The sequence below is a fragment of the Micromonospora sp. CA-244673 genome, from assembly GCF_050948395.1.
Classification (GTDB): domain Bacteria; phylum Actinomycetota; class Actinomycetes; order Mycobacteriales; family Micromonosporaceae; genus Micromonospora.
The window spans coordinates 1,955,967-1,979,275 of the sequence record NZ_CP192019.1 but is presented as its reverse complement, the minus strand read 5'-3'; the positions used below and the strand labels follow the sequence as shown (position 1 = coordinate 1,979,275).

Genomic DNA, 23,309 nt, shown 5'->3' with positions numbered 1-23,309 from the left:
CGTGGGCCGGTCCCGAGTGGACCGGCCCACGCTGGTCGCCTCAGCCCTGGATGAGCGAGGCGCCGTAGTAGGTCAGCGAGCCGATCTGCGCGTCGCCCACCGGCCGCAGCAGCGGGGCGTACCAGACGGTCCGGGAGCCGTTGGGGCTCACGCCGGGGCAGACCGCCGTGCCGAGCACGCCGGCGGAGACGGTGCCACGTGCGTCGATCCGGCCGTCCGACCGGTACGAGTACACCGGCCCGCCGCTGTCGCCCGGCGCGGCGGCGCAGCCCCCGGCGACGAGGTGGTTGGCCTGCGTCACCGGCCCGATCACGTACCCGATGTTGACGAACTGGTTGACCACGTCGACCCGCAGGCTGCAGTGCTCACCGCTGGAGGAGCCGCCGGTGCAGACGTAGTTGCCGACGTAGTCCGACGCGGCGCCGCCGACCCCGACGCTGGTGGCCGCGTTGTACGGCCCGGTGTAGATCCGGCCGCCGGCCGCGACCCGGATCATCAGGGTGTCCCGCGGGTTGTTGTCGTTGATGATCGGACCCATGGTGTTGGTGGGGCCACCACCGTCGTAGGCGACCTGGCCGTTGACGCCGCAGTGCCCGGCGCTGAGGATCTGCCGGGCGTCGTTCCAGTAGACCCCGAAGCCCGTGGTGCAGCCACCGCCGGCGTAGTAGCGCGCCCCACCCCAGTACGGGGCGAAGTCGTTCTGGCGGTTGAGGGCCGTCGCGCTCGGCGTGGTGCTCACGCTGAGCGGCAGCCGCGCGGTACGCAGCACGTCCCGCTTGCCCGACGCCAGCGCCCGGCCGTTGACGGTCACCGCGAGCCCGCTGCCGTCGACCTTGGCGGCCACCGATACGGCCCGCGGGTCGGCGGCGAGTCGCTGCGCCTCGGCGACCATCTCGCGCTGGTGGAACCGGGCCGGCTTGAACTTCACCGGCACGGAGAGCCGCTTGGCCAGGTCACGGACCGACCCGGGCACCCGCCCCTTCCAGTAGACGGTGAGCCTCCGGGACTCCGGCGCGGCGACCACGCCGGCGAAGCCCTCGCCGCGGGCGGCCGTGATCTCGCCGGCCGCCGCGTTGATCCGGTCCTGCTCCGCGAACAGCGCCCGCCAACTGGCGAACCCGCCCGGCACGGCCTCGGCCGGCTGGGTCGACGGCGTGACGGGCTTGCCGTCGGCCATCGCCGGGGTCCCGAAGGCCCCGGCCGTGACGATCGCGGCGGCCAACGCGAAAATGGTACGGCGCATGACCGTACCCCCGCGTCCGCCCGATGTCATTCGACTCATGTGGATTTACCTCCTGCTGGTGAGAGCCGCCGGGGTGACAATTCCCCCGGTCGACCTCGAATTCTGCGGCGCTGAATCCCATTCACCAGGCTGCTGCTACCAAGCGGACTCAGCCATTTACCGCGACCCGGTCGGCGTGCGACCATTGCCGGTTCCGCCACGCCCGCTCCACATGCGCTCTGACCAGGTAGGACTCTTACCAGTGCCGCCGGTTACGCCATTCCTCGGCACTGTCGGAAAGGCGCGGGACAGCGGACGGTCGCTCACCTTTGTCGGCGTTTCCCGCACACATTTCACCGGCTATTCACAAAACGCCTCCCGCCGTTCCCTTTCCCACCGGCGCGCCATGTCGTATGACCGACACCGCCGGCGACCGGCGCCGCCACTTCCGGTCGGCCGAGCAGGTGCGGCCTTCTGCCCTGAGGCGATTTCGTTGTGGTGCGTGCCCTGCCTCGTGGACCTGCACGGCTCCGCGACGACGCTCGGCCTGTACTACACCGCCTTCGGGGCCGGCTCGCTCCTGGGCGGTCTCGCCACCGGTTACCTGCGCCGCTGGCCGCTGTGGCCGATCACCATCGGCATCGTCGTCGGGTTCGGTGGCGCCATGCTGCCGCTCGGCCTGGACGTGCCCGTCGGCCTCTCGCTGCCGGCCTTCACCCTGGCCGGCCTCCTCTGGGCCCCCTACCGGTCCACGTCCATGGCGCTGTTCCAGCGCAGCACCACCACGGCGCGACTCCCGCACGCCCTGGCCGCCAACGGCGCCGTCGTCGTGCTGGCGGTGCCGCTGGGCACCATGCTCGGCGGTCCCCTGATGGCCGCGATGGGCGCCCGCCACACGCTGCTGCTGTGCGCCGCGGCGACGATCGCCCTCGGCGGGGTCGCCGCCGGGCTCGCCCGCCTGCCCCGCAGGCCGTCCTCGACCGGCGGCGACCCGGCCGGGGCGGGCCCGGCGCCCGAGCCGCAGCCCCGCCCGGACGATCCCGTGAGCGTGGGCACCGCCTGACGTCGACGCCCGACCCGGGTACGGCGGTGGGGCTATGGTCGGGCGGTGGATGAGCTGTTCGAGCCGGCCGGGACGCTGCGCTCGGCGTACCGCGGGGTGGACTGGGCGGCCACGCCACTGGGCGCGGTGCGCGACTGGAGTCCGACGCTGCGCGCCGCCGTCGACCTCACCCTGCACTCCCGGTTCCCGGTGACGCTGTTCTGGGGCCCGGAGTTCGTCATGGTCTACAACCAGGCCTACGTCGAGTTGATCGGGCAGAAGCATCCGGCCGCGCTCGGCGCCCCGGCGGCGCAGGTGTTCGCGGAGATCTGGGATGTCATCGGGCCGATGCTCCGTTCGGTGCGGTCGACCGGGCGCGCGACCTGGACGCGGGACATGCGGCTGCTGATGGACCGGAGCGGCTATCCCGAGGAGTGCTTCTTCACGTTCTCCTACTCCGCGGTCCGCGACCCGGACGGCCGGGCCGAGGGCGTGATCGACATCGCGACCGAGACCACCACGCAGGTGCTGTCCCAGCGGCGGCTGATCCTGCTGGTCGGGCTCAGCGACGCCCTCAGCGGCCTCGAAGACCCGGCGGAGATCCTCGACCGGGCGGTGCGGGTGCTGCGCACCGATCCACAGGACCTGCCGGACGTCGACATCCTCGTCCCGGGCACCGCCGGCGACGCCGGCCGCCCGCCACTGCCCGCGCTGCCGTCGACGATCTTGCAGGACGGGGACTTCGTGCTGGAGACGACGGCGGACGTCCCCGTGATGCGGGTGCGCCTGCCGGGCCTGGCACCGTCCGCGGAGACGATCCTGGTGGCACGGCTGAGCCAGCACCTGCCCCTGGACGACGGCTACGTGGGGTTCGTGCGGCTGCTGGGCGCGTCGGTGGCGCAGGCGCTGCAGCGGGCCCAGGCGCGCCAGGCCGAGCGGCGGGTCGCGATCCTGGAACGCGACCTGTCGGAGCGACTGCAGCGCAGCCTGCTCACCCCGCCCGCCCAGCCACCCGGGACCGAGGTGGCGGTCCGCTACCAGCCGGCGGCGGAACGCGCGCGGATCGGCGGTGACTGGTACGACTCGTTCCTGCAGCCCGACGGCGGCCTCACCCTGGTGATCGGGGACGTGGCGGGCCACGACCAGCAGGCCGCCGCGGCCATGGCGCAGATCCGCAACCTGCTCCGCGGGGTCGCGTACACGGTGGGGAAGCCGCCGGGCGGGGTGCTGGAGGGCCTGGAGGCGACGATGCGGGGCCTGGGCGTGGACACGTTGGCGACCGGTGTCCTGGCGCGGGTGGAGCAGGACGAGGAGCAGGCCCGGGGCGGCGTGCACACCCTGTCGTGGTCCAACGCCGGGCACCCGCCACCGGTCCTCGTCACCCCCGACGGGGTCGCGACCCTGCTGCGCGCGCCGCCGGAGATGCTGCTGGGCGTCCAGGCCGGCGTCGTGCGCGGCAGCCACCGGGTCACCCTAACGCCCGGCTCCGCCGTCGTGCTGTACACGGACGGCCTGATCGACCGCCGCGGCGCGACGATCGACGACGGGTTGGCGGAGCTGGTGCGGAGCCTCACCGGCCGGCACGGGGAGACCGCCGAGCAGCTCTGCGACGGGTTGCTGGCCCGCTTCGCGGGCAGAAGTGACGACGACATCGCCCTGCTCGTGCTGCGGATTCCGCCGGAGCCCCCCGGCGCACCGGAGTAGGACGGGGCGGCGCGGGCGGATATTCGGAATGCAGGTAGCCTCTTTTCCCATGGGCGGTTTCGGGCCGCCGGCCGAGATCAACTCCACGGGGGCCGGGCACGCGCGACGCGGGGCGTCGTCGCTCCTTTCCCGGGACTTCACCGCTGCCACCATCACCGAGCTGCGGCATGCCGTCGCCGCGGGTCTCGCGGCGGCAGGGCTGACCGGCGAGCCCGCCGAGGACTTCGTCCTGGCCGTCCACGAGCTGGCCACCAACGCCGTACGCCATGGCGGCGGCGCGGGCCACCTGCACCTGCGGCGGCAGGGCGACCTCCTGCTCTGTGACGTCGTCGATCACGGTGCGGGCGTCGACGCACCGCCGATCCGGCAGGTCGCCGGGGACGTGGCCGGCGGCCGGGGCCTCTGGCTGGCGGACCAGCTGGCCGACTCGCTGACCCTGCGCCGCCGCGCCGACGGTATGACCGCCACCGTCACCATCGCGCTGAGCTGACCGGTCAGGCCGCCAGGGCCGCCTGCTGCACCACCTCGGGGGCGCCCAGCCGGGCCGCGTCGGCCGCCGTGTCGTCGGGCTGCTCGTGCGCGGCCCGCTCGGCCCGGACCACGTCCAGGTAGTGCGCCACCTCCCGGTCGACCCGCTGCTCGTCCCAACCGAGGACCGGAGCCATCAGCTCCGCCGCCGGCCGGGCCGCCGTCAGCCCCCCGTCGAAGCTCTCGATCGAGATGTGGGTACGCCGGGTCAGCGCGTCCTCCAGGTGCAGCGCTCCCTCGGCGGAGGCCGCGTAGGCGATCTCCACCCGCAGGTAGTCCTCCGCGCCGTCGAGCGGCCGGCCGAGCGTCGGGTCCTCCCGCAGCAGCTCCAGCACCTCGTCAACGGCGGCGCCGTAGCGGTGCAACAGGTGCTCGACGCGCTCGGTGTGCAGGCCGAACTGCTGCGCCAGCCGGCGTCGCTGGTTCCATCGCGCGACGTGGCCCTCCGCGCCGAGCAACGGCACCCGGTCGGTGCACGAGGCGGGAACCCCGCCGCCGAGGCCGCGCACGGCCTCGTCGACCGCGTCGCGTGCCATGACCCGGTACGTCGTGTACTTGCCGCCGGCCACCATCACCAGCCCGGGCGTCGGGCTGAGCACGGCGTGCTCGCGGGACAGCTTCGCCGTGGCGTCGGACTCCCCGGACAGCAGCGGGCGCAGTCCGGCGTACACCCCTTCGACGTCGTCGCGGGTCAGCGGGGTGGCCAGCACCTGGTTGACGTGCCCCAGCAGGTAGTCGATGTCCCGGCTGGTCGCCGCCGGATGCGCCTTGTCCAGGTCCCAGTCGGTGTCGGTGGTGCCGATCAGCCAGTGCCGGCCCCACGGGATCACGAACAGCACACTGGTATCGGTACGCAGGATCAGGCCGGTCCGGGACCGGATCCGGTCGCGCGGAACGACCAGGTGGATGCCCTTGGAGGCCCGGACCTGGACCTGGCCCCGCTCGCCCACGAGTGCCTGGCTGTCGTCGGTCCACACGCCGGTGGCGTTGACGACCTGCCGGGCGCGCACCTCCAACACCCGGTCGGTCTCCAGGTCGTGCACCCGTGCCCCGGTGACGCGGGCGCCCTCGCGGAGGAAACCCACCACCCGCGCCCGCGACAGCGGATGCGCCCCGTACGCGGCGGCGGTGCGGACCAGGAAGGTCACCAGCCGGGCGTCGTCGACCTGGGCGTCGTAGTACTGGAGGGCGCCGACCATCGCCTCGGGCCGCAGGGACGGACAGGCGCGCAGCGCGCCCCGGCGGGTCAGATGCCGGTGGGCCGGCACGCCGCGCGCGTGACTGCCCGAGAGGCTCATGGTGTCGTAGAGCAGGACGCCGGCCCCCGCGTACAGCCGCTCCCAGCCGCGGTGCCGCAGCGGGTAGAGGAACGGCACCGGGCGGACCAGGTGCGGGGCGAGCCGCTGCAGGAGCAGCCCGCGCTCGCGCAGCGCCTCCCGGACCAGCCCGAAGTCGAGCATCTCCAGGTAGCGCAGGCCGCCGTGGATGAGCTTGCTGGACCGGCTCGAGGTGCCGCTGGCCCAATCGCGGGCCTCGACGAGCCCGACCGACAGGCCGCGGGTGACGGCGTCGAGCGCGCAGCCGGCGCCGGTGACGCCGCCGCCGATCACCAGGACGTCCAGTTCCTGGCCGCCGCCGAGCGCGGCCAGGGACCGCTCGCGGGCGGCCGGTGACAGTGTCGCGGAATGCATCCGTCTTCTCTTTCTGCGCGGGGTGGGCGGCCGGCGAGGGGGCGCCGGCCGCCCGGATCCTGGGGTGGGACAGGGATACGGTTCAGTCGACGTCGACCCAGTCGAGGGTGCGGCCGACCGCCTTCTTCCACCGGGCGTAGCCGGTCTCGCGCTGCTCCGGCGACCAGGTCGGCTGCCAGCGCCGGCTCTCGTTCCAGTTCTCGCGCAGTTCGTCGGTGCTCTTCCAGAACCCGACGGCGAGCCCGGCCGCGTAGGCCGCGCCCAGGGCCGTGGTCTCGGCGACCACCGGCCGGCTGACCGGCACCCCGAGGATGTCCGCCTGGAGCTGCATGCAGAGGTCGTTGACGGTGACGCCGCCGTCGACCTTCAGGCACTCCAGGTGCACCCCGGAGTCCTGCTCCATGGCCTCGGCCACGTCCCGGCTCTGGTAGCAAATCGACTCCAGGGTGGCCCGGGCGATGTGCGCGTCGGTGTTGAACCGGGACAGGCCGACGATCGCGCCGCGAGCGTCGGAGCGCCAGTACGGGGCGAACAGGCCGGAGAACGCCGGAACGAAGTACACGCCGCCGCTGTCCTCGACCTGGCGGGCCAGGATCTCGCTCTGCGCGGCGGTGCTGATGATCTTGAGCTGGTCACGCAGCCACTGCACGGCCGAGCCGGTGACCGCGATCGAGCCCTCCAGCGCGTACACCGGCGCGTCGTCGCCGAACTGGTAGCAGACCGTGGTGAGCAGCCCGGCCTTGGACCGCACGATGTCGGTGCCGGTATTGAGCAGCATGAAGTTGCCGGTGCCGTACGTGTTCTTCGCCTCGCCCGGCGCGAAGCAGACCTGCCCGACCGTGGCGGCCTGCTGATCGCCCAGGTCGCCAGTGATCCGGACGGGGCTGCTGAACGGCCCGTGCGGCACGGTGCTGCCGTACGAGCGCGGGTCGGAGGACGGCCGGATCTCCGGCAGCATGGCCCGCGGGATGCCGAAGAACGACAGCAACTCGTCGTCCCAGTCGAGCGTCTCCAGGTTCATGAGCATCGTGCGGCTGGCGTTGGTGGGGTCGGTGACGTGCACACCGCCCTCCGTGCCGCCGGTCAGGTTCCACAGCAGCCAGGTGTCGGTGTTACCGAAGACGGCGTCGCCACGCTCGGCCGCCTCCCGGACCCCGTCGACGTTCTCCAGGATCCACTGGATCTTCCCGGCGGAGAAGTACGTCGCCGGCGGCAGGCCCGCCCTGCGCCGGATGACGTCCCCCTTGCCCTCGCGTTCGAGGGCAGAGGCGATCCGGTCCGTGCGGGTGTCCTGCCAGACGATCGCGTTGTAGTAAGGCCGGCCGGTCCGGCGGTTCCACACCACCGTGGTCTCGCGCTGGTTGGTGATGCCGAGCGCGGCGAGGTCGGAGCCGGCCAGGCCGTGCTCGTTCATCGCCGTCTGGATCACCGTCTGGGTCCGTTCCCAGATCTCCAGGGGGTTGTGCTCGACCCAGCCCGCCCGCGGCAGGATCTGCTGGTGTTCGAGCTGGTGGCGGCCGACCTCGTTGCCACCGTGGTCGAAGATCATGAATCGGGTGCTGGTGGTGCCCTGGTCCACGGCGCCGACGAAGTCAGCCATGCGGGGGTCTCCTTCCGGTACGGGAAATACGGGGTCGGCGGATCAGACTCGGGAAAGCTCGGCCTCTCCCGGCGCGGCCTCGGTGGCCAGGGCGCCCGGCTCCGGGGTGTCCTCGTCGGGCAGGAACCGGCCGACGATCAGCTCGTAGAGACCGGCGCCGACCACACCGCCGACGAGCGGCCCGACGATCGGCACCCAGAAGTACGGGTAGCCGCCGGCATCCTGGAACGCTGTCTCGTAGCCGGTCAGGAAGGAGGCGAGGCGGGGGCCGAAGTCACGGGCGGGGTTGATGGCGTAGCCGGCGTTGGCGGCGAAGGCCATCCCGATCGCCACCACGATCAGGCCGACGATCAGCGGGGCGAGGTTGCCGCCGGGCAGCGAGTTGCGCGCGTCGGTGACCGCCAGGATCAGGAACAGCAGGATCGCCGTACCGATGATCTGGTCGCGCAGGGCGCCCCACTCGCTGACGCCGGCGCCCGGCAGGGTGGAGAAGACGCCCTGGCTCTTGACCGTGAGGCCCGGGTCGAAGCGGGACAGCGCCTCGCTGTAGTTCCAGCGGATGAGCAAGGCCGCAACGAACGCGCCGGCGGTCTGGGCCAGCGCGTACGGCATCACCTTGCGCCAGGAGAAGCCCTTGAACACGGCCAGGGCGACGGTGACCGCCGGGTTGAGGTGGGCGCCGCTGATCCGGCCCGCCACGTACACGCCGAGCGTGACGCCGAGGCCCCACGCCCAGGCGATGCTGTCGAACTCGCCGGTGCCGGCGGCGGCCACCTGGGCGACCACGCCCACGCCGAACAGGATGAGGATCGCGGTGCCGGCGAACTCGGCGGCCAACTCACCGAGAAGTCCGGGAACCTTCGCTCGTTGCGTCATCTGGCGCCTCCAGAAGCGGTGGGAGTGGCTGAACCGTAGAGAGCGCCGCGAGGTCGGGTCAACGAACCCCGGTCGACATTGTCGAACACTGTTGCGACTGGCGGAACGCCGCTAGCATTCCGCCCCATGCCGGGTCAGGTGCAGTCCATCGCGCGTGCCGCGGCGATCCTCCGCCTGCTGGCCAGCAGTTCCGGCCGACTCGGCATCGGGGAGATCGCCCGTTCCCTCGACCTGCCCAAGGGCACCGCGCACGGGATCGTCCGGACCCTTCAGGACGTCGGCTTCGTGGAGCAGGACAAGACCTCTGGCAAGTACCAGCTCGGGGCGGCGCTGCTGCACCTCGGCACCAGCTACCTCGACGTCAACGAACTGCGCTCCCGCTCCATCAACTGGGCCGACCCGCTGGCCGCGCGCAGCGGCGAGTCCGTCCGCATCGGCACCCTGCTGGACGGCAAGGTGCTGGTGGTCCACCACGTCTTCCGGCCCGACGACACCCTGCAGACGCTCGACGTCGGGTCCCTGCTGCCCCCGCACGCCACCGCACTCGGGAAGGTCCTGCTCGCCTACGACGTAGGCGCTGCCAACGCCGTCCTGCAGGGCGAACCCGAGCCGTACACCCGCCGCACCCTGGTCACCGCGCGGACCCTGTCCCGCGCGCTGACCGAGATCCGGGACAACGGCTGGGGCGCCGAGATCGAGGAGATGACCCTCGGCGAGGCCGGCATCGCCGCGCCCATCCGCGGCTACGGCGGCCTCGTCGTGGGCGCGATCGGGCTCTCCGGCCCGGTCCACCGGGTCTGCGACGGCAGGAGCCACCCCCGGCCCGCGCTCGTCGCGTACGTCCGGGACGCCGCCCGGGCGGTGTCCCGCGATCTCGGGGCCGCCCGCTGGTGATCCGTCCAGGCTGCACCGCCACCCCCGCGCCAGAGAGGACGAGGACATGACCGACAGCTACGTCGTCTCCATCGACCAGGGCACCACCTCGACCCGCTGCATCGTGTTCGACCGCCGCGGCAACCTCGTCTCCGTGGCCCAGCGGGAGCACCAGCAGCACTTCCCCCGCCCGGGCTGGGTGGAGCACGACGCCCTGGAGATCTGGCGCAACGTCGGCAAGGTGGTGCCCCGGGCCCTCGTCGAGGCCGGCATCGGCGTCGACCAGATCGCCGCCATCGGCATCGCCAACCAGCGGGAGACCATCGTGGTGTGGGACCGCCGCACCGGCGTGCCGGTGGCGCCCGCGATCATCTGGCAGGACACCCGCACCGACGCGCTGGTGGAGACGCTGTCCGAGGCGGCCGGCGCCGACGGCCTGCGGGAGCGCTGCGGCCTGCCGCTCACCACGTACTTCTCGGCACCGAAGCTGCGCTGGCTGCTGGACCACACCCCCGGCCTGCCGGAGCGGGCCGAGCGGGGCGAGGTGCTCTTCGGCACCATGGAGAGCTGGCTCATCTGGAACCTCACCGGCGGGCCGGACGGCGGCCTGCACCTGACCGACGTGACCAACGCCAGCCGCACCATGCTGATGGACCTGCACACGCTCCGCTGGCACCCCGACTCGCTGGCCTTCTTCGGCATCCCGGCCGCCATGCTGCCCGAGATCCGTTCCTCGTCGGAGGTGTACGGCACGGCGACCACCGTCCTGCCCGGCGTGCGGATCGCCGCCGCGCTCGGCGACCAGCAGGCCGCCCTGTTCGGCCAGACCTGCTTCGCGCCCGGCGACGCCAAGTGCACCTACGGCACCGGCAGCTTCCTGCTGCTCAACACCGGCGAGGAGCCGGTGCACTCCGACCACGGGCTGCTCACCACCGTGGGCTACCAGATCGCCGGCAGGCCGGCCGTCTACGCCCTCGAAGGCTCCATCGCGATCACCGGCTCCCTGGTGCAGTGGTTCCGCGACCAGCTCGACCTCATCACCACCGCGCCGGAGATCGAGACCCTCGCCCGCACCGTCGACGACAACGGCGGCTGCTACATCGTGCCGGCCTTCTCCGGGCTGTTCGCGCCGCACTGGCGCAGCGAGGCGCGGGGCGTGATCGTCGGGCTCACCTCGTACATCACGAAGGGACACCTGGCCCGGGCGGTGCTGGAGGCCACCGGCTGGCAGACCCGCGAGGTGGTCGAGGCGATGAACGCCGACTCCGGACTGGATCTGACAGCGCTGCGGGTCGACGGCGGGATGACCGCCAACAACCTGCTCATGCAGTTCGTCGCCGACGTGCTCGGCGTCCCCGTGGTGCGCCCCATGGTCGCCGAGACGGTCTCGCTCGGCGCCGCGTACGCCGCCGGACTCGCGGTCGGCTACTGGGCCGACCTGGAGGGGCTGCGCAGCAACTGGCACCTCGCCGCCCGCTGGGAGCCGGAACTGGACGAGACGATCCGCGCCGAGGAACGGGAGAACTGGCAGCGCGCCGTGGAGCGCACCTTCGGGTGGATCAAACCGGAGGCCCGGGCCGCCAACCGGTGACCCGCCGCGGCGTTGACGGTCGCACGAACGTCGCCGCAGCCGGTGCTTGTGAAGCTACTGGTCGGTCGGCAGGAGTGGGCGCATGAAGGTGCGCTCGTAGCGCAGGACGCAGCCGGAGTCGTCGCGGATTCGGTCGGCCGCCACGAACTCGGGATCGTCGCCGAACCGTGCGCGGTAGCGCTCGTACGCCGCCAGGCTCTCGAAGCTGAACAGCGCCTCGGCCCGGTCGCTGGCGCCCTCGGCGGGCAGGAAGTAGCCGTGGTGCACGCCGCCGTGCTTGGCGACCAGTCGCATCCATTCACGGGCGAAGCGTTCGAACGCCTCGATCTGCGCGGGGTCGATGGTGTAGTGCACGACGCAGGTGATCACGCGCTCACCCTACGGACCGCGGTGCCGGCGCTCCCGGTGCGGGAGCGCCGGCACGGCCGGGAAAGGGACGGTCAGTCGCAGCCCAGCGCCCCCTCGTAGCCCCGCGGAAACTCTCCGGCGGCGACCTTGTCGGCCGTCTCCCAGAACACCTCCGGCCAGTCGCCCTCGTCGTTCATCTCGTGCAGCACCTGCCACTTGTGGCTGCTGCGCAGCGCGTCGACGGCCCGCCGGACCGCGGCGTCGTCGCCGGCCCGCCTCGCGCGCTGCCATTCGGCGATCCAGGCGCAGCCGACCCGGGACGTCACCTGGGCGCCGAACTGGTAGGCGTCGTTGGTGCCGAGGTCGCGCAGCGCGGCCTTGTCGAACTTGGGCGGCAGGGGGATGTCGGCGAGCACGACCGTGGCGCGCTCGTCCACCTTGGCCGGCGTGACGATCTCCGGCGGCAGCGCGGCCAGCCAGGTACGCACGTCGACGCGGACGACCTTGGTGAGAAGCTGGTCGAACTCCTTCCGGTTGCCGCCGCTGGCGCGGAGTTCGACGAAGACGCCGTCGCGGGGGCGGAGCATGACCGCGAAGTCCTCGGCGCCGTAGCGGAACAGGTCACCCGACCATCCGTCCACCTTCACGGCCTCCGGGGCGCTGACGTGGCGCCGGTCCGCGTGGTAGCCGTCGTACTGGTCCGCCGGGTACCAGTTCATGTCCATCTGCTGTTCGCCGTTGCGGAACGCGATGGTGCCCTGCTTCTCGGCGAACCCGTAGACGGTGGTCACCTGCCAGCCGGGCTCGTCGATCAGCAGCCGCGGGTTCTCCTCGGCGGCCTTCAACGCCACGGGCGAGAACACGATCGACGTGGTCGGCCCGGCGCTGGTCGGCCCGGCCGTCTCCGTGGGGGCCGCCTGTCGGTCCTCCGGAGGCTCGCCGTAGACGGTGACCACGGCGAGGACGCCGATGAGCGCCGCGGCCGCGGTCAGCGGGCCGGCGAGGCGGCGAACCAGGCCGCGGCGCGCCCGGGAGCGTGGCTGCGGCGCTTCGGCGACGCGGTCGGGCGTCGGTTCGGACATGATCTCCTCCAGGAGAGCCTGCTCGGCCCCGTCGAGGTGCCCGATGACATCGGGTCGGTAGGGGTCGGCGTCTCGGACCATCCGGTCGAGGTGCTCCTCGGTCATCTGCCCTCCTTCGAGGCGGGTGCGGTCACGACGTCGAGTACATGTCCGGGTGGGCCGAGGTCGTCACCGACGAGTTCACGGAGCCTGGCTCGCGCCCGCGACAGGCGGGTGCGGACCACGGCCGGGCTCACCCGGAGGACCTCGGCCGCCTCGCGCGGCTCCATGCCCTCCCAGACGGTGAGCAGCAGCACCTCCCGGTCCAGCTCGCCGAGCCGGGCCAGCGCCGCCCGGACGGCTAGCCGTTCGGGCACCTCACCGCCCGGGTCCCCGTCGATCACCGCGCTGATCCGTTGGCGTAGCCGCTCCCCCAGCCGCTGCCGGCGTACGCCGCCGCGGTGGTGGTTGGCGAGCACGCGGCGGGCGACGCCGTACAGCCAGAGCCGGGCTTCGCCGTCGGGCGGCAGGTCGCGTCTTCGGCGCCAGGCGACCAGGAAGGTCTCGGCGACGACGTCGGCCGCGTCCTCGGGATGCGCGACGCGGCGCAGGGCGTACGCCAGCAGCGACGCGAAGTCGGCGGCGTAGACGCGTCGGAAGCGGTCCTCGTGCTCGGTCCCGGAGCTCACGTCCATCTCCATGTCCGGTCGGGCACCAATCGTGACAGGGAACCCGTCAGGAGGGACGCAGGTGGGTGCGCCGGGCCTTGCGTCCCGCCTCGTACGTGGCCCGGGCGGCCCGCCCCTCCGCGGTGGTCGACACCTCGGCCACCGGCACGTCCCACCAGGCGCCGGCGTCCGGCCCGGCCTCGAACCGGTCGGTCCGCACGTGCACCACGGTGGTCCGGGTGCCCGCCTTCGCCGTCGCCAGGGCCGCCCGGAGCTGATCCATGGTGGACACCCGGATCAGGTCGGCGCCGAGACTTGCCGCGTTGGCGCCGAGGTCGATCGGCAGCGGCTCCCCGGCCCGGCCGGCGTAGGCGGTGCCGAGCCGCTGCGCGCCGACGCTCTCCGACAGCCGGCCGATCGAGGCGAAGCCGGAGTTGTCGACCAGCACCACGACCAGCTTGACGCCGTCGGCGACCGCGGTGGCCAGCTCGCTGGGCAGCATGAGGTAGGACCCGTCGCCGACCAGCACGAAGACCTCGCGTTCCGGCGCGGCCAGCTTCACCCCGATCCCGCCGGCGATCTCGTAGCCCATGCAGGAGTAGCCGTACTCGACGTGGTAGCTCTTGGGATCGTCGCTGCGCCACAGCCGGTGCAGGTCACCGGGCATCGACCCGGCGGCGCACACCACCACGCCGCGCGGGCCGGCGGCGTCGTTGACCGCGCCGATCACCGCGGTCTGGGTGGGCCGCGCGTCCGGGTCGGCGTGCCGGGCGCGGTCCGCGACGGCCGTCCACCGCTCGCGCAGGCGGGTCACCGACTCCCGGTACGCCGGCTCGGTGGCCCATCCGGCGCAGGCCTCGCCGAGCGCGGTGAGGCTCTCGCGCGCGTCGCCGAGGACCTGCGTGCCGGACAGTTTCGCCGCGTCGAAGCGGGTGACGTTGAGGTTGACGAAGCAGGCTCCCTCGCCGAACAGGGTGCCCGAGGCGGTGGTGAAGTCGCTGTAGCGGGTGCCCACCCCGATCACCACGTCCGCGCCGGCCGCGATCTCGTTGGCGGCGGTGGTGCCGGTGACGCCGACCGCGCCGAGGGCGAGCGGATGGTCGTGCCGCAGGGCGCCGGTGCCGGCCTGGGACTCGGCGACCGGGACTCCGTGCTCCTCGGCGAACCGGCGCAGCGCCTCCGTCGCTCCGCTGTAGATCACCCCACCGCCGGCCACCAGCAGCGGCCGGCGGGCCGCCCGGACGATCGCGGCCGCCCGGGCCAGCGCGGTCTCGTCGGCGCGGGCGCGCGGCACGTGCCAGACCCGTTCGGCGAACAGCTCGTCCGGCCAGTCGTACGCCTCGGCCTGCACGTCCTGCGGCAGGGCGAGGGTGACCGCGCCGGTCTCCGCCGGGTCGGTCAGCACCCGCATGGCGGCCAGCAGCGCCGCGGGCAGCTGTTCCGGCCGGTTGATCCGGTCCCAGTAGCGGGAGACCGGCCGCAGCGCGTCGGTGACGCTGACGTCGTAGGAGCGCGGGTCCTCCAGCTCCTGGAGCACCGGGTTGGCGACCCGGGTGGCGAAGATGTCGCCGGGCAGCAGCAGCACCGGCAGCCGGTTGATGGTGGCGCCGGCGGCGCCGGTGACCAGGTTCGTGGTGCCGGGGCCGATGGAGGTGGTGCAGGCCAGGGTGCTGAGCCGATCGGTCATCCGGGCGTACGCGGCCGCCGTGTGCACCATGCCCTGCTCGGTGCGGCAGAGGTGGTAGGGCAGGTCGCCGCCGGCGGTGGCCAGGGCCTCGCCGATCCCGGCGACGTTGCCGTGACCGAAGATGCCGAAGCAGGCCGGGATCAGGCGCTGCCGCCGTCCGTCGCGTTCGGAGTACTGCCGGGCCAGGAACGCCACGACCGCCTGCGCCACCGTCAACCTGGGCATCACGCCTCTTTCGTTCCGGGCCGGGTCAGCGGCAGCCGCGGGTCCACCGGCTGGCCGGCCCAGCTGCCCCGGATCCAGCCGTGCCGGGGATCGTCCACGCAGGCCATGGTCCGGGCGGCCCCGGGTCCGGCCAGAACGTTCAGGTAGTAGAGGTCGTAGCCCGGCGCGGCCATCGACGGCCCGTGGTAGCCGTACGGGACGAGCACCACGTCGCCGGTGCGCACCTCGGCCAGCACGTCGATGGGCCGGTCGGCGGTGCCGTAGACCCGCTGGTAGCCCACCGGGCCTTCGCCGGGCGCGCCGCCGGCCACCTCGAAGTAGTAGACCTCCTCCAGGGCGGCCTCGACCCGCCCGTCGTCGTACGCCCGCTCCTGCTCGTGCTTGTGCGGCGGGTACGACGACCAGTTGCCGCCGGGCGTGAGCACCTCCACGGCGACCAGCCGGTCGCAGTCGAAGGCGTCCGGCGCGCAGAAGTTGTTGACCTGCCGGCTGGCCGGTCCGGCGCCGCGCAGTTCCACCGGCACGTCCCGGGCGGCGCCGTAGCGGGGCGAGAGCCGGCGGGTGGCGCGCGCCGACGGCAGCGCGAAGCGTCCCGCGCCGCGGATCGTCACGTCGGCGTCGCGGGGCAGGTAGGCGAAGTCGGTGACCGCGGCGAACACCGACGTCCGCCCGGTCAGGGCGAGCCGCAACCCGTCGCAGTGCACGACGGCGGCGCCGGCCAGCGGCAGGACCAGCATCTCCTCGTCGCCGGTGGTGAAGCTGACCTCGCCGCCGGGGGGCAGGGTGAGCACCCGCAGCCCGGCGTAGGTCCAGCCGGCCCGCTCGGGGGTGACCTCCAGCGCCCACGGCGCGCGGGCCGTGCCGCCCCAGGGCAGGTGGGCGTCGGGGGTCCTCACGCGTCCTGCCCGGTGGGCAGCAGCGAGCCGGCCAGGTCCACGGCGGCGGCCACGTCGTCGTCGGGCGGGTAGAGCAGCGCCCGGCCGACCACCAGGCCGCGCACACCGGGCAGCCGCAGCGCCCGCGCCCACCGGGCGTACACCACGTCGGGCGCCTCCACCGGGTCGCCGCCGAGGAGCAGGACCGGCAGCGTGGTCGCGGCCATCACCCGCTCCATCTCGTCGACGGCCGGCAGCTTCAACCAGGTGTACGCGCTGGTCGCGCCCAGCGCCTGCCCGACGCTGACGCCCTTGATGACCGCCTCGGGGCGCAGGTCGGCGCTGACCCGGCCGCCGTCGCGGGCCACCCAGAGCGGTTCCACCAGGGCCACGGTGCGGTGCCCGGCGAGGGCGGTGACCGCCTGGGCGCAGGCCTGCAGGGTGGAGGCGGTGGCCGGGTCGTCCGGGTCGATCCGGCAGAGCATCTTGCCGCCGTCGTAGCGCATCGCGGCGATGCTGTCGGCGTCGTAGGCGGTGAACCGGTCGTCGAGTTCGAAGGTGGCGCCGGAGAGGCCGCCGCGGTTCATCGATCCGATGGCCAGGCGGTTCTCCAGGGCGCCGAGCAGCAGCAGGTCCTCCAGGATGTCCGGGGTGCCGAGCACGCCGTCGACGCCGGGCCGGGACAGCGCCACGCGCAGCCGATCGAGCAGGTCCACCCGCCCCGCCATGGCCATCGGCCGGTCGCGTACCCCGAGGGCGCCGCGGGCCGGGTGGTCGGCGGCGATGACGAACAGCGGCCGGCCCGGTTCGGGCCAGGGCCGGCGGGTACGGCGGGCGGCGGCTTCGGCGATCGCCTGCGGCCGGTGCGCGCGGGTGCGGGTCAGCGCGTCGTACTCGGTGCTCACCGGTCTTCTCCTGTCAGGACGGCGGTCGACGGCGCCGGGCGCGGCGTGGCGTCCCCGGCCAGCGCCGCGGTCTCGGCGTAGTCGGGCATGGCGGAGGAGCAGGCCAGGCGGGAGGCCACGATCGCGCCGGCGGCGTTGGCGAAGCGCATGGTCCGCTCCAGCGGCCAGCCGCGCAGCAGCCCCAGGCAGAGCGCGCCGCCGAACGCGTCGCCCGCGCCCAGCCCGTTGACCACGTCCACCGGCACCGGCGGCACCCGTACGCTCTGCTCCGCGGTGCGGGCCAGCACGCCCGCCGGGCCGAGCTTGACCACGGCGAGCCGGGGCCCCCGTTCGAGCAGCAGGTCGGCGGCCCGGTCGGGGTCGCGGGTGCCGACCGCGATCTCCACCTCGTCGAGGTTGCCGACGGCGACGGTGACCTGGGGCAGCGCCTCGGCGACGGCCGCCGTCGCGGCCGCCGGGTCGGGCCAGAACATCGGCCGGTAGTCGAGGTCCAGCACGGTGTGCGGGCGGCCGGCCCGGGCAGCGAGCGCGGCGGTGTGCGCGTCCCGGCTGGGTTGCTGGCACAGGCCGGTGCCGGTGAGCCAGAAGACGCGGGCCGAGGTGATCGCGTCGAGGTCCAGTTCCTCGGGGCGGATCTGGAGGTCGGGGGCGGTGGGGGTGCGGTAGAACCACAGCGGGAAGTGGTCCGGCGGGAAGATCTCGCAGAAGGTGATGGGGGTGGGCAGCCCGTCGACCGGGCGGACCTGGCTGTCGTCCACACCGAACTCGCGCAGCGCCCGGTGCACGTAGCCGGCGAAGGCGTCGGCGCCGGTGCGGGTGATCAGGCCGGCGCGCAGGCCCTGCCGGCTGGCCGCGACCGCCACGTTGGTGGGGCTGCCGCCGAGGAACCGGCCGAACGTCTCGACCTCGGCCAGCGGTGTGGCGACCTGCAACGGATAGATGTCCACCCCGACCCGGCCGATGGTGAGCACATCGAGCATGCGGCGCCCTCCGTCCCGGCCGGCGTCGGCGTGTCCGCCAGCTTGACCGTCCCTGATTGGTAACAGTGCCCTACGAGTTGTGTCAATGTGTTGTCATGACAACCGCGCTCTGCGCTCCGTGATCGCTTCGGTACAGTGGCGCGCATCAGCACTCCCCGATCCCGCGCAGCCGCAGCGAGGAGGATTCCGTGACCGGCCCCGAGATCGCGGTCGACCGCAGCAGCCCGGTCCCGCTCTACTTCCAGGTCGCGCAGCAGTTCGCCGCGGCGATCCAGCGCGGTGAGCTGGCACCGGGGGACCGCCTGGACAGCGAGTTGCAACTGGCCGACCGGCTGGGGCTGTCCCGGCCCACCGTGCGGCAGGCCATCCAGCACCTGGTCGACAAGGGCCTGATCGTCCGCCGGCGGGGCGTGGGCACCCAGGTGGTGCGCGGCGAGGTCCGCCGGGCCGTCGAGCTGACCAGCCTGCACGACGACCTGGTCCGCGCCGGCCAGCGGCCGTCCACCTCGGTGCTGGAGCTGGCCACCGTGGCCTGCCCGCCGGCGGTCGCCGCCGCCCTCGGCGTGCCGCCCGGCGGCGAGGTGCAGCACCTGCGCCGGCTGCGGTTCTCCGACGGGGAACCCCTGGCGCTCATGGAGAACTGGCTCCCGGTCGACCAGCCGCGGCTCACCATGGCGGCCCTGCAGGCCGACGGCCTCTACGCGATCCTGCGTGCCGGCGGGCGGCGGATCCGGGGCGCCCAGCAGCGGATCGGGGCACGGGCCGCCACCGCCGCCGAGGCGCAGATGCTCGGCGAGCGGCGCGGGGCGCCACTGCTCACCATGACCCGCACCGCGTACGACGACCAGGGGCGCTACGTCGAGCACGGCGCGCACATCTACCGGGCCAGCCGCTACTCCCTCGAGGTGACCGTCGCCGAGCGGTGACGGTGGATGTTTCGCGCTCATTTCAGTGACAGGTATTTACGTCGTCAGGCTGTCATGACATTGTGGCCGCAAGCACCGCCGGCGGCGGACGTGCGGCCGGCGGGGCGACCTCGCGAGTCTCTTCGAAGTTCCTCCTTGCGAAGGGAAACAGCCCATGTCAGCCAAGCCGAGACGCGCCGCCGGCGTGCTCGCCGCGTTCACCGCCGTCGCCCTCACCGCCACGGCCTGCGGCGGCTCGGACGAGCCCGCCGGTAAGGACGCCAAGAACATCACCCTCACCATCTCCGCGAACTCCATCGTCGGCGGCAAGAACTCCGCCGGCGCGGAGTGGATCGAGAAATGGGTCATCCCCAAGTTCGTCGAGGCGCAGAAGGCCAAGGGCGTCACCGCCAAGGTGACGTTCGTGCCCAGCGGCGTCGACGACGAGGCGTACAAGACCAAGATGGCCCTGGACCTGCGGTCCAAGGGCGGCGCCGACGTGATCGCCGTGGACGGCATCTGGGTCGGCGAGTTCGTCCAGGCCGGTTACCTCAAGCCGCTGTCCGAGGTGGCCGGTAACCAGGTCGACTCCTGGGAGGGCTGGTCCCAGATCCCGGAGACCGTGCAGGGCCTCGGCTCGTTCGAGAACAAGCGCTACGGCATCCCGCTGGGCACCGACGGCCGGGTCCTCTACTACAACAAGAAGCTCTTCGCCCAGGCCGGCCTGCCCGCCGACTGGCAGCCGAAGAGCTGGCAGGAGATCCTCGACGCCGGCGCCAAGCTCAAGGCGCTGCCCGGGGTGACGCCGATCCAGATCAACGCCGGCACCGCGATGGGTGAGGCCACTTCGATGCAGGGCGCGTTGCCCCTGCTGGTCGGCGCGGGCGGCGAGATCTACAAGGACGGCAAGTGGGCCGGCGCCACCCAGCCGGTCAAGGACATGCTCGACTTCTACACCAAGGTCTACGGTGGCGGCCTGGGCGACCCGAAGCTCCAGCAGGAGGCCAAGGGGCGCGACAAGTCGTTCGCCGAGTTCGCCGCCGGCAAGATCGGCATCCTCGGCGAGGGTGACTACTTCTGGCGCAGCGTCATCAACCCGAAGGACGGCATCGCCAAGATGGCCGACCGGGACACCACCGTCGGCTACGCGATGATCCCCGCCAAGCAGCCCGGCGCGGGCATCCGCGGCCAGGACTTCGTCAGCATGTCCGGTGGCGGCGTCCGGGTGCTCAACCCGAACTCCAAGTTCCCCTCCCAGGCGTGGGAACTGCTGTCGTTCATGCACTCCGCCGAGGGGGTCAAGGCCGAACTCGCCGGCGAGGCGCGCATCACCGCGCGGCAGGACGTCAACAAGGAGGTCCTCGCGGGCGACCCGATGCTCAGCTTCATCACCGAGAAGGTGCTGCCGGTGACCGCGTACCGGCCGCCGCTGGCGGTGTACCCGCAGGTGTCGGTGGCGCTGCAGGAGGCGACCGCCGCGGCCGCCTCGGGCAAGAGCGCCGACGAGGCGGCCGCCGCGTACCAGAAGAAGGTCGAAGGGTTCGTCGGTGGTCCAGGTAACGTCACCTCCTGACGAGGTGGTCGAGGGAGTGCGCCCGGTAACGGGCGCCTCCCCGGCCCCCGACGCCGCCGGGCTCGGCCGGGCCCGGGCCACCGGGTTCCTCGTCCCGGCCATGGTGCTCATCCTGGTCTTCCTCGTGGTGCCGGCCGCCTGGACGATCTACCTGGGCGTGACCAACTACCGGCTGACCGGGCTGGCCGCCGCCCATCCCGAGGTCGTCGGCCTGGACAACTACACCCAGGCCCTCGGCGACGAGCGGTTCCGCACCTCGCTGCTGCTCACCCTCCAGTTCGTCCTCGGCTCGGCCGTCATCGGCCAGGCCGGCCTCGGCTTCGCCATCGCGTTCGCGCTGCGCGACCGGCGCGGCCCGCTGCGCCGGGTGGTCGAGGGGTTCGTCCTGCTCTCCTGGATCCTGCCCAGCTCGGTGGTCGCCTTCCTGTGGATCGCCCTGCTCGACCGGGACGCCGGCACGCTCAACGCGCTGCTCGGCATCCCCGGGACGGCGTGGCTGCTGGACCACCCGATGCTGTCGATCATCATCTTCAACACCTGGCGCGGCACGGCGTTCTCGATGATGCTCTACGCCGCCGCGCTGGAGAACGTCCCCCGCTCGCACCTGGAGACCGCCCGGCTGGCCGGCGCCTCGACCTGGCAGCAGCTGCGCGACGTGGTCTTCCCCCGCATCCGCGGGCACGTGCTGACCAACCTGCTGCTGATCAGCCTGTGGACGTTCAACGACTTCGCGCCGTTCCTGATCACCGCCGGCGGGCCCGAGCAGCGCTCGGAGATCCTGCCGGTCTACGTCTACAAGGTGGCGCTCTCCGGCGGCGAGCTCGGCTTCGGCGCCGCCATCTCGTTCATCATGCTGCTGATCAACCTGGTCATCGCGCTGATCTACCTGCGCATGCTCGGCCGGCGGAAGGAGTCGGCGTGACCACCACCGCGGCGCCCGCAACCACCACCAGCGAGCCGACCGGCGAGCGGCCCACCGTCGCGGTACGCCACCTGCTCGCCCAGATCGCCCGCTACACGTTCCTCTGCGCCGTCCTGGGCTTCTTCGCGCTGCCGCTGCTGTGGCTGGCCACCGCCCCGTTCGACGACACCCCAACCATCACGGCCTCGCTGCCCCGGTTCACCCTGGACAACTTCCGTGCCCTGCTGGACAACCCGTACGCGCTGACGTCGCTGCTCAACTCGGTCTACCTGGCGGCCGGCACCGCGGCGCTGGTGGTGACCTTCGGGGCCCTCGCCGCGTACGCGCTGAGCCGGGTCCGGGTGCCCGGCCGCGACGCGCTGCTCTACGGGCTGCTGCTGCTGTCGTCGATCGTCACCGGCACCGCCACCATGGTGCCGCTGTTCGAGCTGGCCTTCCGGCTCAACCTCATCGACTCCCGGCTCGGCGTCATCCTGATCCTCAGCGGCGGGCTGCTGCCGGCGGCCATCTTCATCCTCAAGGACTTCATGGACTCCACCCCGACGTCCTACGAGGAGTCGGCCCGGGTCTTCGGCGCCAGCCCGTTGCAGATCATGCGGCACATCGTGGTGCCGCTCGTCCGTCCCGGCCTGGCCACCGTCGGTGTCTGGGCGGTCGCCAACGTGTGGGGCAACTTCCTGGTGCCGTTCCTGCTGCTGCGCGGGCCGGACAAGGCCCCCGCCGCGGTGATCATGTACACGCTCTACACCGAGGGCGGGCAGGCCGACCTGCGGCTGCTCTCCACCTTCTCGCTGCTCTACTCGCTGCCGGTGGCGCTCATGTTCGTCTTCGTCAGCAGCCGGTACGGGTTCCGCTTCCACGGAGGGATCAAGCGCTGATGTCCGCCATCACGATGCGCGAGCTGACCAAGGTCTACCCCGGCGGGGTACGCGCCCTGGACGCCCTCGACCTGGAGATCGCCGACGGCGAGTTCTTCGCCCTGCTCGGCCCGTCCGGCTGCGGCAAGACCACCCTGCTGCGCACGATCGCGGGCCTGGAGGTCGCCTCCGGCGGCAGCGTGCGGATCGGCGAGCGCGACGTCACCAACCTGCCGCCGGGCAAGCGGGACGTGGCCATGGTCTTCCAGGACTACGCGCTGTTCCCGCACATGACCGTGCGGGACAACATCGCCTATCCGCTGCGGATCAAGAAGGTCGACCGGCGCAGCCGGGGCAGCAAGGCCGCCGACACCGCCGACGAGCTCGGCCTGTCCGGGCTGCTGGAACGCCGTCCCGGGCAGCTCTCCGGCGGCCAGCAGCAGCGCGTCGCCCTGGCCCGCGCGATGGCGTGCCACCCGCAGGTGTTCCTGCTCGACGAGCCGCTGTCCAACCTCGACGCCCGGCTGCGGCTGGAGGCCCGGACCTTCCTCAAGCGCCTGCAGCGGGAGCTGGGCGTCACCACCGTCTTCGTCACCCATGACCAGGCCGAGGCGCTCGCCCTGGCCGACCGGATCGCGGTGATGGAGGGCGGCCGGATCCGCCAGGTCGGCACCCCCACCGAGGTGTTCCGCCGCCCCGCCAACACCTTCGTGGCCGGCTTCATCGGCTCCACCCCGATGAACCTGATCGACGCGCGGGTGCGGGGCGACGAGCTGGCCGTGGCCCGGGCCCGGCTGCCGCTGCCCGACGACGCCCGCGGCCAGGTCACCGACGGCGAGCGGCTGGTCTACGGGATCCGCCCCGAATACCTGGACTACTCCCCCACCGAGGTCCCCGGCGCGCTGACCGGCGAGGTCGTCGTCGTGGAGAACCTGGGCAGCGTCTCCCTGGTCTCGCTGGACGTGCCCACCGACGACGCCGAGGCGGGCGACGAGGCCGGCCGGACCAGCGTGCAGGTCGTGGTGCCCGAGGGCGCCGAACCCGAACCGGGCGACACCGGCTGGGCGGTGCCCCGCCCCGGCCGGTCGCTGCTCTACCGGGACGGGAACCTGGTGACCGCCACCGCCACGGCGGCCGTGCCGGCCCCCCGCGCCGACGCGGCCGTCCGGAGCTGAC

At 72.9% G+C, this 23,309-nt stretch carries 21 protein-coding genes; 10 read left to right on the top strand and 11 right to left on the bottom strand.

The features are described 5' to 3' along the window. Window positions 1-40: 40 nt before the first annotated feature. Complete coding sequence (locus ACQP12_RS09440) at window positions 41-1,243, bottom strand: hypothetical protein (protein WP_433286692.1); 1,203 nt, start codon at window positions 1,241-1,243, stop codon at window positions 41-43. A gap of 481 nt (window positions 1,244-1,724) precedes the next feature. On the opposite strand from ACQP12_RS09440, the gene ACQP12_RS09435 reads away from it, so the two are divergent. Genes ACQP12_RS09435 through ACQP12_RS09425 form a run of 3 tightly spaced genes read left to right on the top strand, consistent with a single transcriptional unit; the run spans window position 1,725 to window position 4,458 of the window. Then, complete coding sequence (locus ACQP12_RS09435) at window positions 1,725-2,285, top strand: MFS transporter (RefSeq protein ID WP_433286690.1); 561 nt, start codon at window positions 1,725-1,727, stop codon at window positions 2,283-2,285. A gap of 45 nt (window positions 2,286-2,330) precedes the next feature. Continuing rightward, the gene (locus ACQP12_RS09430) at window positions 2,331-3,968 is read left to right on the top strand and encodes a SpoIIE family protein phosphatase (RefSeq protein ID WP_433286688.1); all 1,638 of its coding nucleotides are present in this window, start codon (window positions 2,331-2,333) and stop codon (window positions 3,966-3,968) included. A gap of 49 nt (window positions 3,969-4,017) precedes the next feature. Continuing rightward, window positions 4,018-4,458 (top strand): ATP-binding protein, encoded by a 441-nt coding sequence (locus ACQP12_RS09425; protein WP_433286686.1) that lies wholly within the window; start codon window positions 4,018-4,020, stop codon window positions 4,456-4,458. Window positions 4,459-4,462: 4 nt separating this feature from the next. On the opposite strand, the gene ACQP12_RS09420 is transcribed toward ACQP12_RS09425, so the two are convergent. From ACQP12_RS09420 to ACQP12_RS09410, 3 genes are all read right to left on the bottom strand, one after another. Continuing rightward, the gene (locus tag ACQP12_RS09420; protein WP_357942651.1) at window positions 4,463-6,187 is read right to left on the bottom strand and encodes a glycerol-3-phosphate dehydrogenase/oxidase; all 1,725 of its coding nucleotides are present in this window, start codon (window positions 6,185-6,187) and stop codon (window positions 4,463-4,465) included. Window positions 6,188-6,269: 82 nt separating this feature from the next. Further along, window positions 6,270-7,787, bottom strand: a complete 1,518-nt coding sequence (gene glpK / locus ACQP12_RS09415) for a glycerol kinase GlpK (RefSeq protein ID WP_433286684.1) — start codon at window positions 7,785-7,787, stop codon at window positions 6,270-6,272. A gap of 42 nt (window positions 7,788-7,829) precedes the next feature. Continuing rightward, window positions 7,830-8,663, bottom strand: coding sequence for an MIP/aquaporin family protein (locus tag ACQP12_RS09410; protein WP_433286682.1), 834 nt, complete (start codon window positions 8,661-8,663; stop codon window positions 7,830-7,832). 126 nt (window positions 8,664-8,789) lie between these two features. Between ACQP12_RS09410 and ACQP12_RS09405 the strand changes: the two genes are divergently transcribed. Continuing rightward, on the top strand, window positions 8,790-9,557 hold the full coding sequence (locus ACQP12_RS09405; RefSeq protein ID WP_433286679.1) for an IclR family transcriptional regulator: 768 nt from the start codon (window positions 8,790-8,792) through the stop codon (window positions 9,555-9,557). Between the two features lie 46 nt (window positions 9,558-9,603). After that, entirely contained in the window at window positions 9,604-11,127 is a 1,524-nt protein-coding gene (glpK, locus tag ACQP12_RS09400) for a glycerol kinase GlpK (RefSeq protein ID WP_433286677.1), read from the top strand. A gap of 54 nt (window positions 11,128-11,181) precedes the next feature. Here the strand turns inward: glpK (ACQP12_RS09400) and ACQP12_RS09395 are convergent, their stop codons facing one another. The 7 genes from ACQP12_RS09395 to iolC form a co-directional block, all read right to left on the bottom strand. Then, window positions 11,182-11,496, bottom strand: a complete 315-nt coding sequence (locus ACQP12_RS09395) for an NIPSNAP family protein (protein WP_433286675.1) — start codon at window positions 11,494-11,496, stop codon at window positions 11,182-11,184. 71 nt (window positions 11,497-11,567) lie between these two features. Further along, complete coding sequence (locus tag ACQP12_RS09390) at window positions 11,568-12,662, bottom strand: hypothetical protein (RefSeq protein ID WP_433286673.1); 1,095 nt, start codon at window positions 12,660-12,662, stop codon at window positions 11,568-11,570. Beyond that, window positions 12,659-13,231, bottom strand: coding sequence for an RNA polymerase sigma factor (locus ACQP12_RS09385; RefSeq protein ID WP_357942837.1), 573 nt, complete (start codon window positions 13,229-13,231; stop codon window positions 12,659-12,661). Before ACQP12_RS09385 ends, ACQP12_RS09390 begins: the two co-directional genes overlap by 4 nt. 40 nt (window positions 13,232-13,271) lie before the next feature. Beyond that, the gene (gene iolD, locus ACQP12_RS09380; protein ID WP_433286671.1) at window positions 13,272-15,116 is read right to left on the bottom strand and encodes a 3D-(3,5/4)-trihydroxycyclohexane-1,2-dione acylhydrolase (decyclizing); all 1,845 of its coding nucleotides are present in this window, start codon (window positions 15,114-15,116) and stop codon (window positions 13,272-13,274) included. Further along, on the bottom strand, window positions 15,116-16,012 hold the full coding sequence (gene iolB, locus ACQP12_RS09375; RefSeq protein WP_433286669.1) for a 5-deoxy-glucuronate isomerase: 897 nt from the start codon (window positions 16,010-16,012) through the stop codon (window positions 15,116-15,118). Before iolB ends, iolD begins: the two co-directional genes overlap by 1 nt. Then, window positions 16,009-16,896, bottom strand: coding sequence for a Cgl0159 family (beta/alpha)8-fold protein (locus tag ACQP12_RS09370; protein WP_433286666.1), 888 nt, complete (start codon window positions 16,894-16,896; stop codon window positions 16,009-16,011). Before ACQP12_RS09370 ends, iolB begins: the two co-directional genes overlap by 4 nt. After that, the gene (gene iolC, locus ACQP12_RS09365; protein WP_433286664.1) at window positions 16,893-17,876 is read right to left on the bottom strand and encodes a 5-dehydro-2-deoxygluconokinase; all 984 of its coding nucleotides are present in this window, start codon (window positions 17,874-17,876) and stop codon (window positions 16,893-16,895) included. The genes ACQP12_RS09370 and iolC overlap by 4 nt, the downstream gene beginning before the upstream one ends. Window positions 17,877-18,064: 188 nt before the next feature. Between iolC and ACQP12_RS09360 the strand changes: the two genes are divergently transcribed. The 5 genes from ACQP12_RS09360 to ACQP12_RS09340 all read left to right on the top strand — a co-directional run bounded on the left by ACQP12_RS09360 (window position 18,065) and on the right by ACQP12_RS09340 (window position 23,308). Continuing rightward, window positions 18,065-18,802 (top strand): GntR family transcriptional regulator, encoded by a 738-nt coding sequence (locus tag ACQP12_RS09360; protein ID WP_357942629.1) that lies wholly within the window; start codon window positions 18,065-18,067, stop codon window positions 18,800-18,802. 154 nt (window positions 18,803-18,956) lie between these two features. Then, window positions 18,957-20,354 (top strand): extracellular solute-binding protein, encoded by a 1,398-nt coding sequence (locus tag ACQP12_RS09355; RefSeq protein WP_433286661.1) that lies wholly within the window; start codon window positions 18,957-18,959, stop codon window positions 20,352-20,354. A 16-nt stretch (window positions 20,355-20,370) separates the two neighbouring features. Continuing rightward, window positions 20,371-21,276, top strand: coding sequence for a carbohydrate ABC transporter permease (locus ACQP12_RS09350; RefSeq protein ID WP_433286658.1), 906 nt, complete (start codon window positions 20,371-20,373; stop codon window positions 21,274-21,276). After that, complete coding sequence (locus ACQP12_RS09345) at window positions 21,273-22,154, top strand: carbohydrate ABC transporter permease (RefSeq protein ID WP_357942622.1); 882 nt, start codon at window positions 21,273-21,275, stop codon at window positions 22,152-22,154. Before ACQP12_RS09350 ends, ACQP12_RS09345 begins: the two co-directional genes overlap by 4 nt. Further along, a complete protein-coding gene (locus ACQP12_RS09340; protein WP_433286656.1) occupies window positions 22,154-23,308 on the top strand; it encodes an ABC transporter ATP-binding protein in 1,155 nt (384 codons plus the stop codon). The genes ACQP12_RS09345 and ACQP12_RS09340 overlap by 1 nt, the downstream gene beginning before the upstream one ends. Window position 23,309 lies beyond the last annotated feature (1 nt).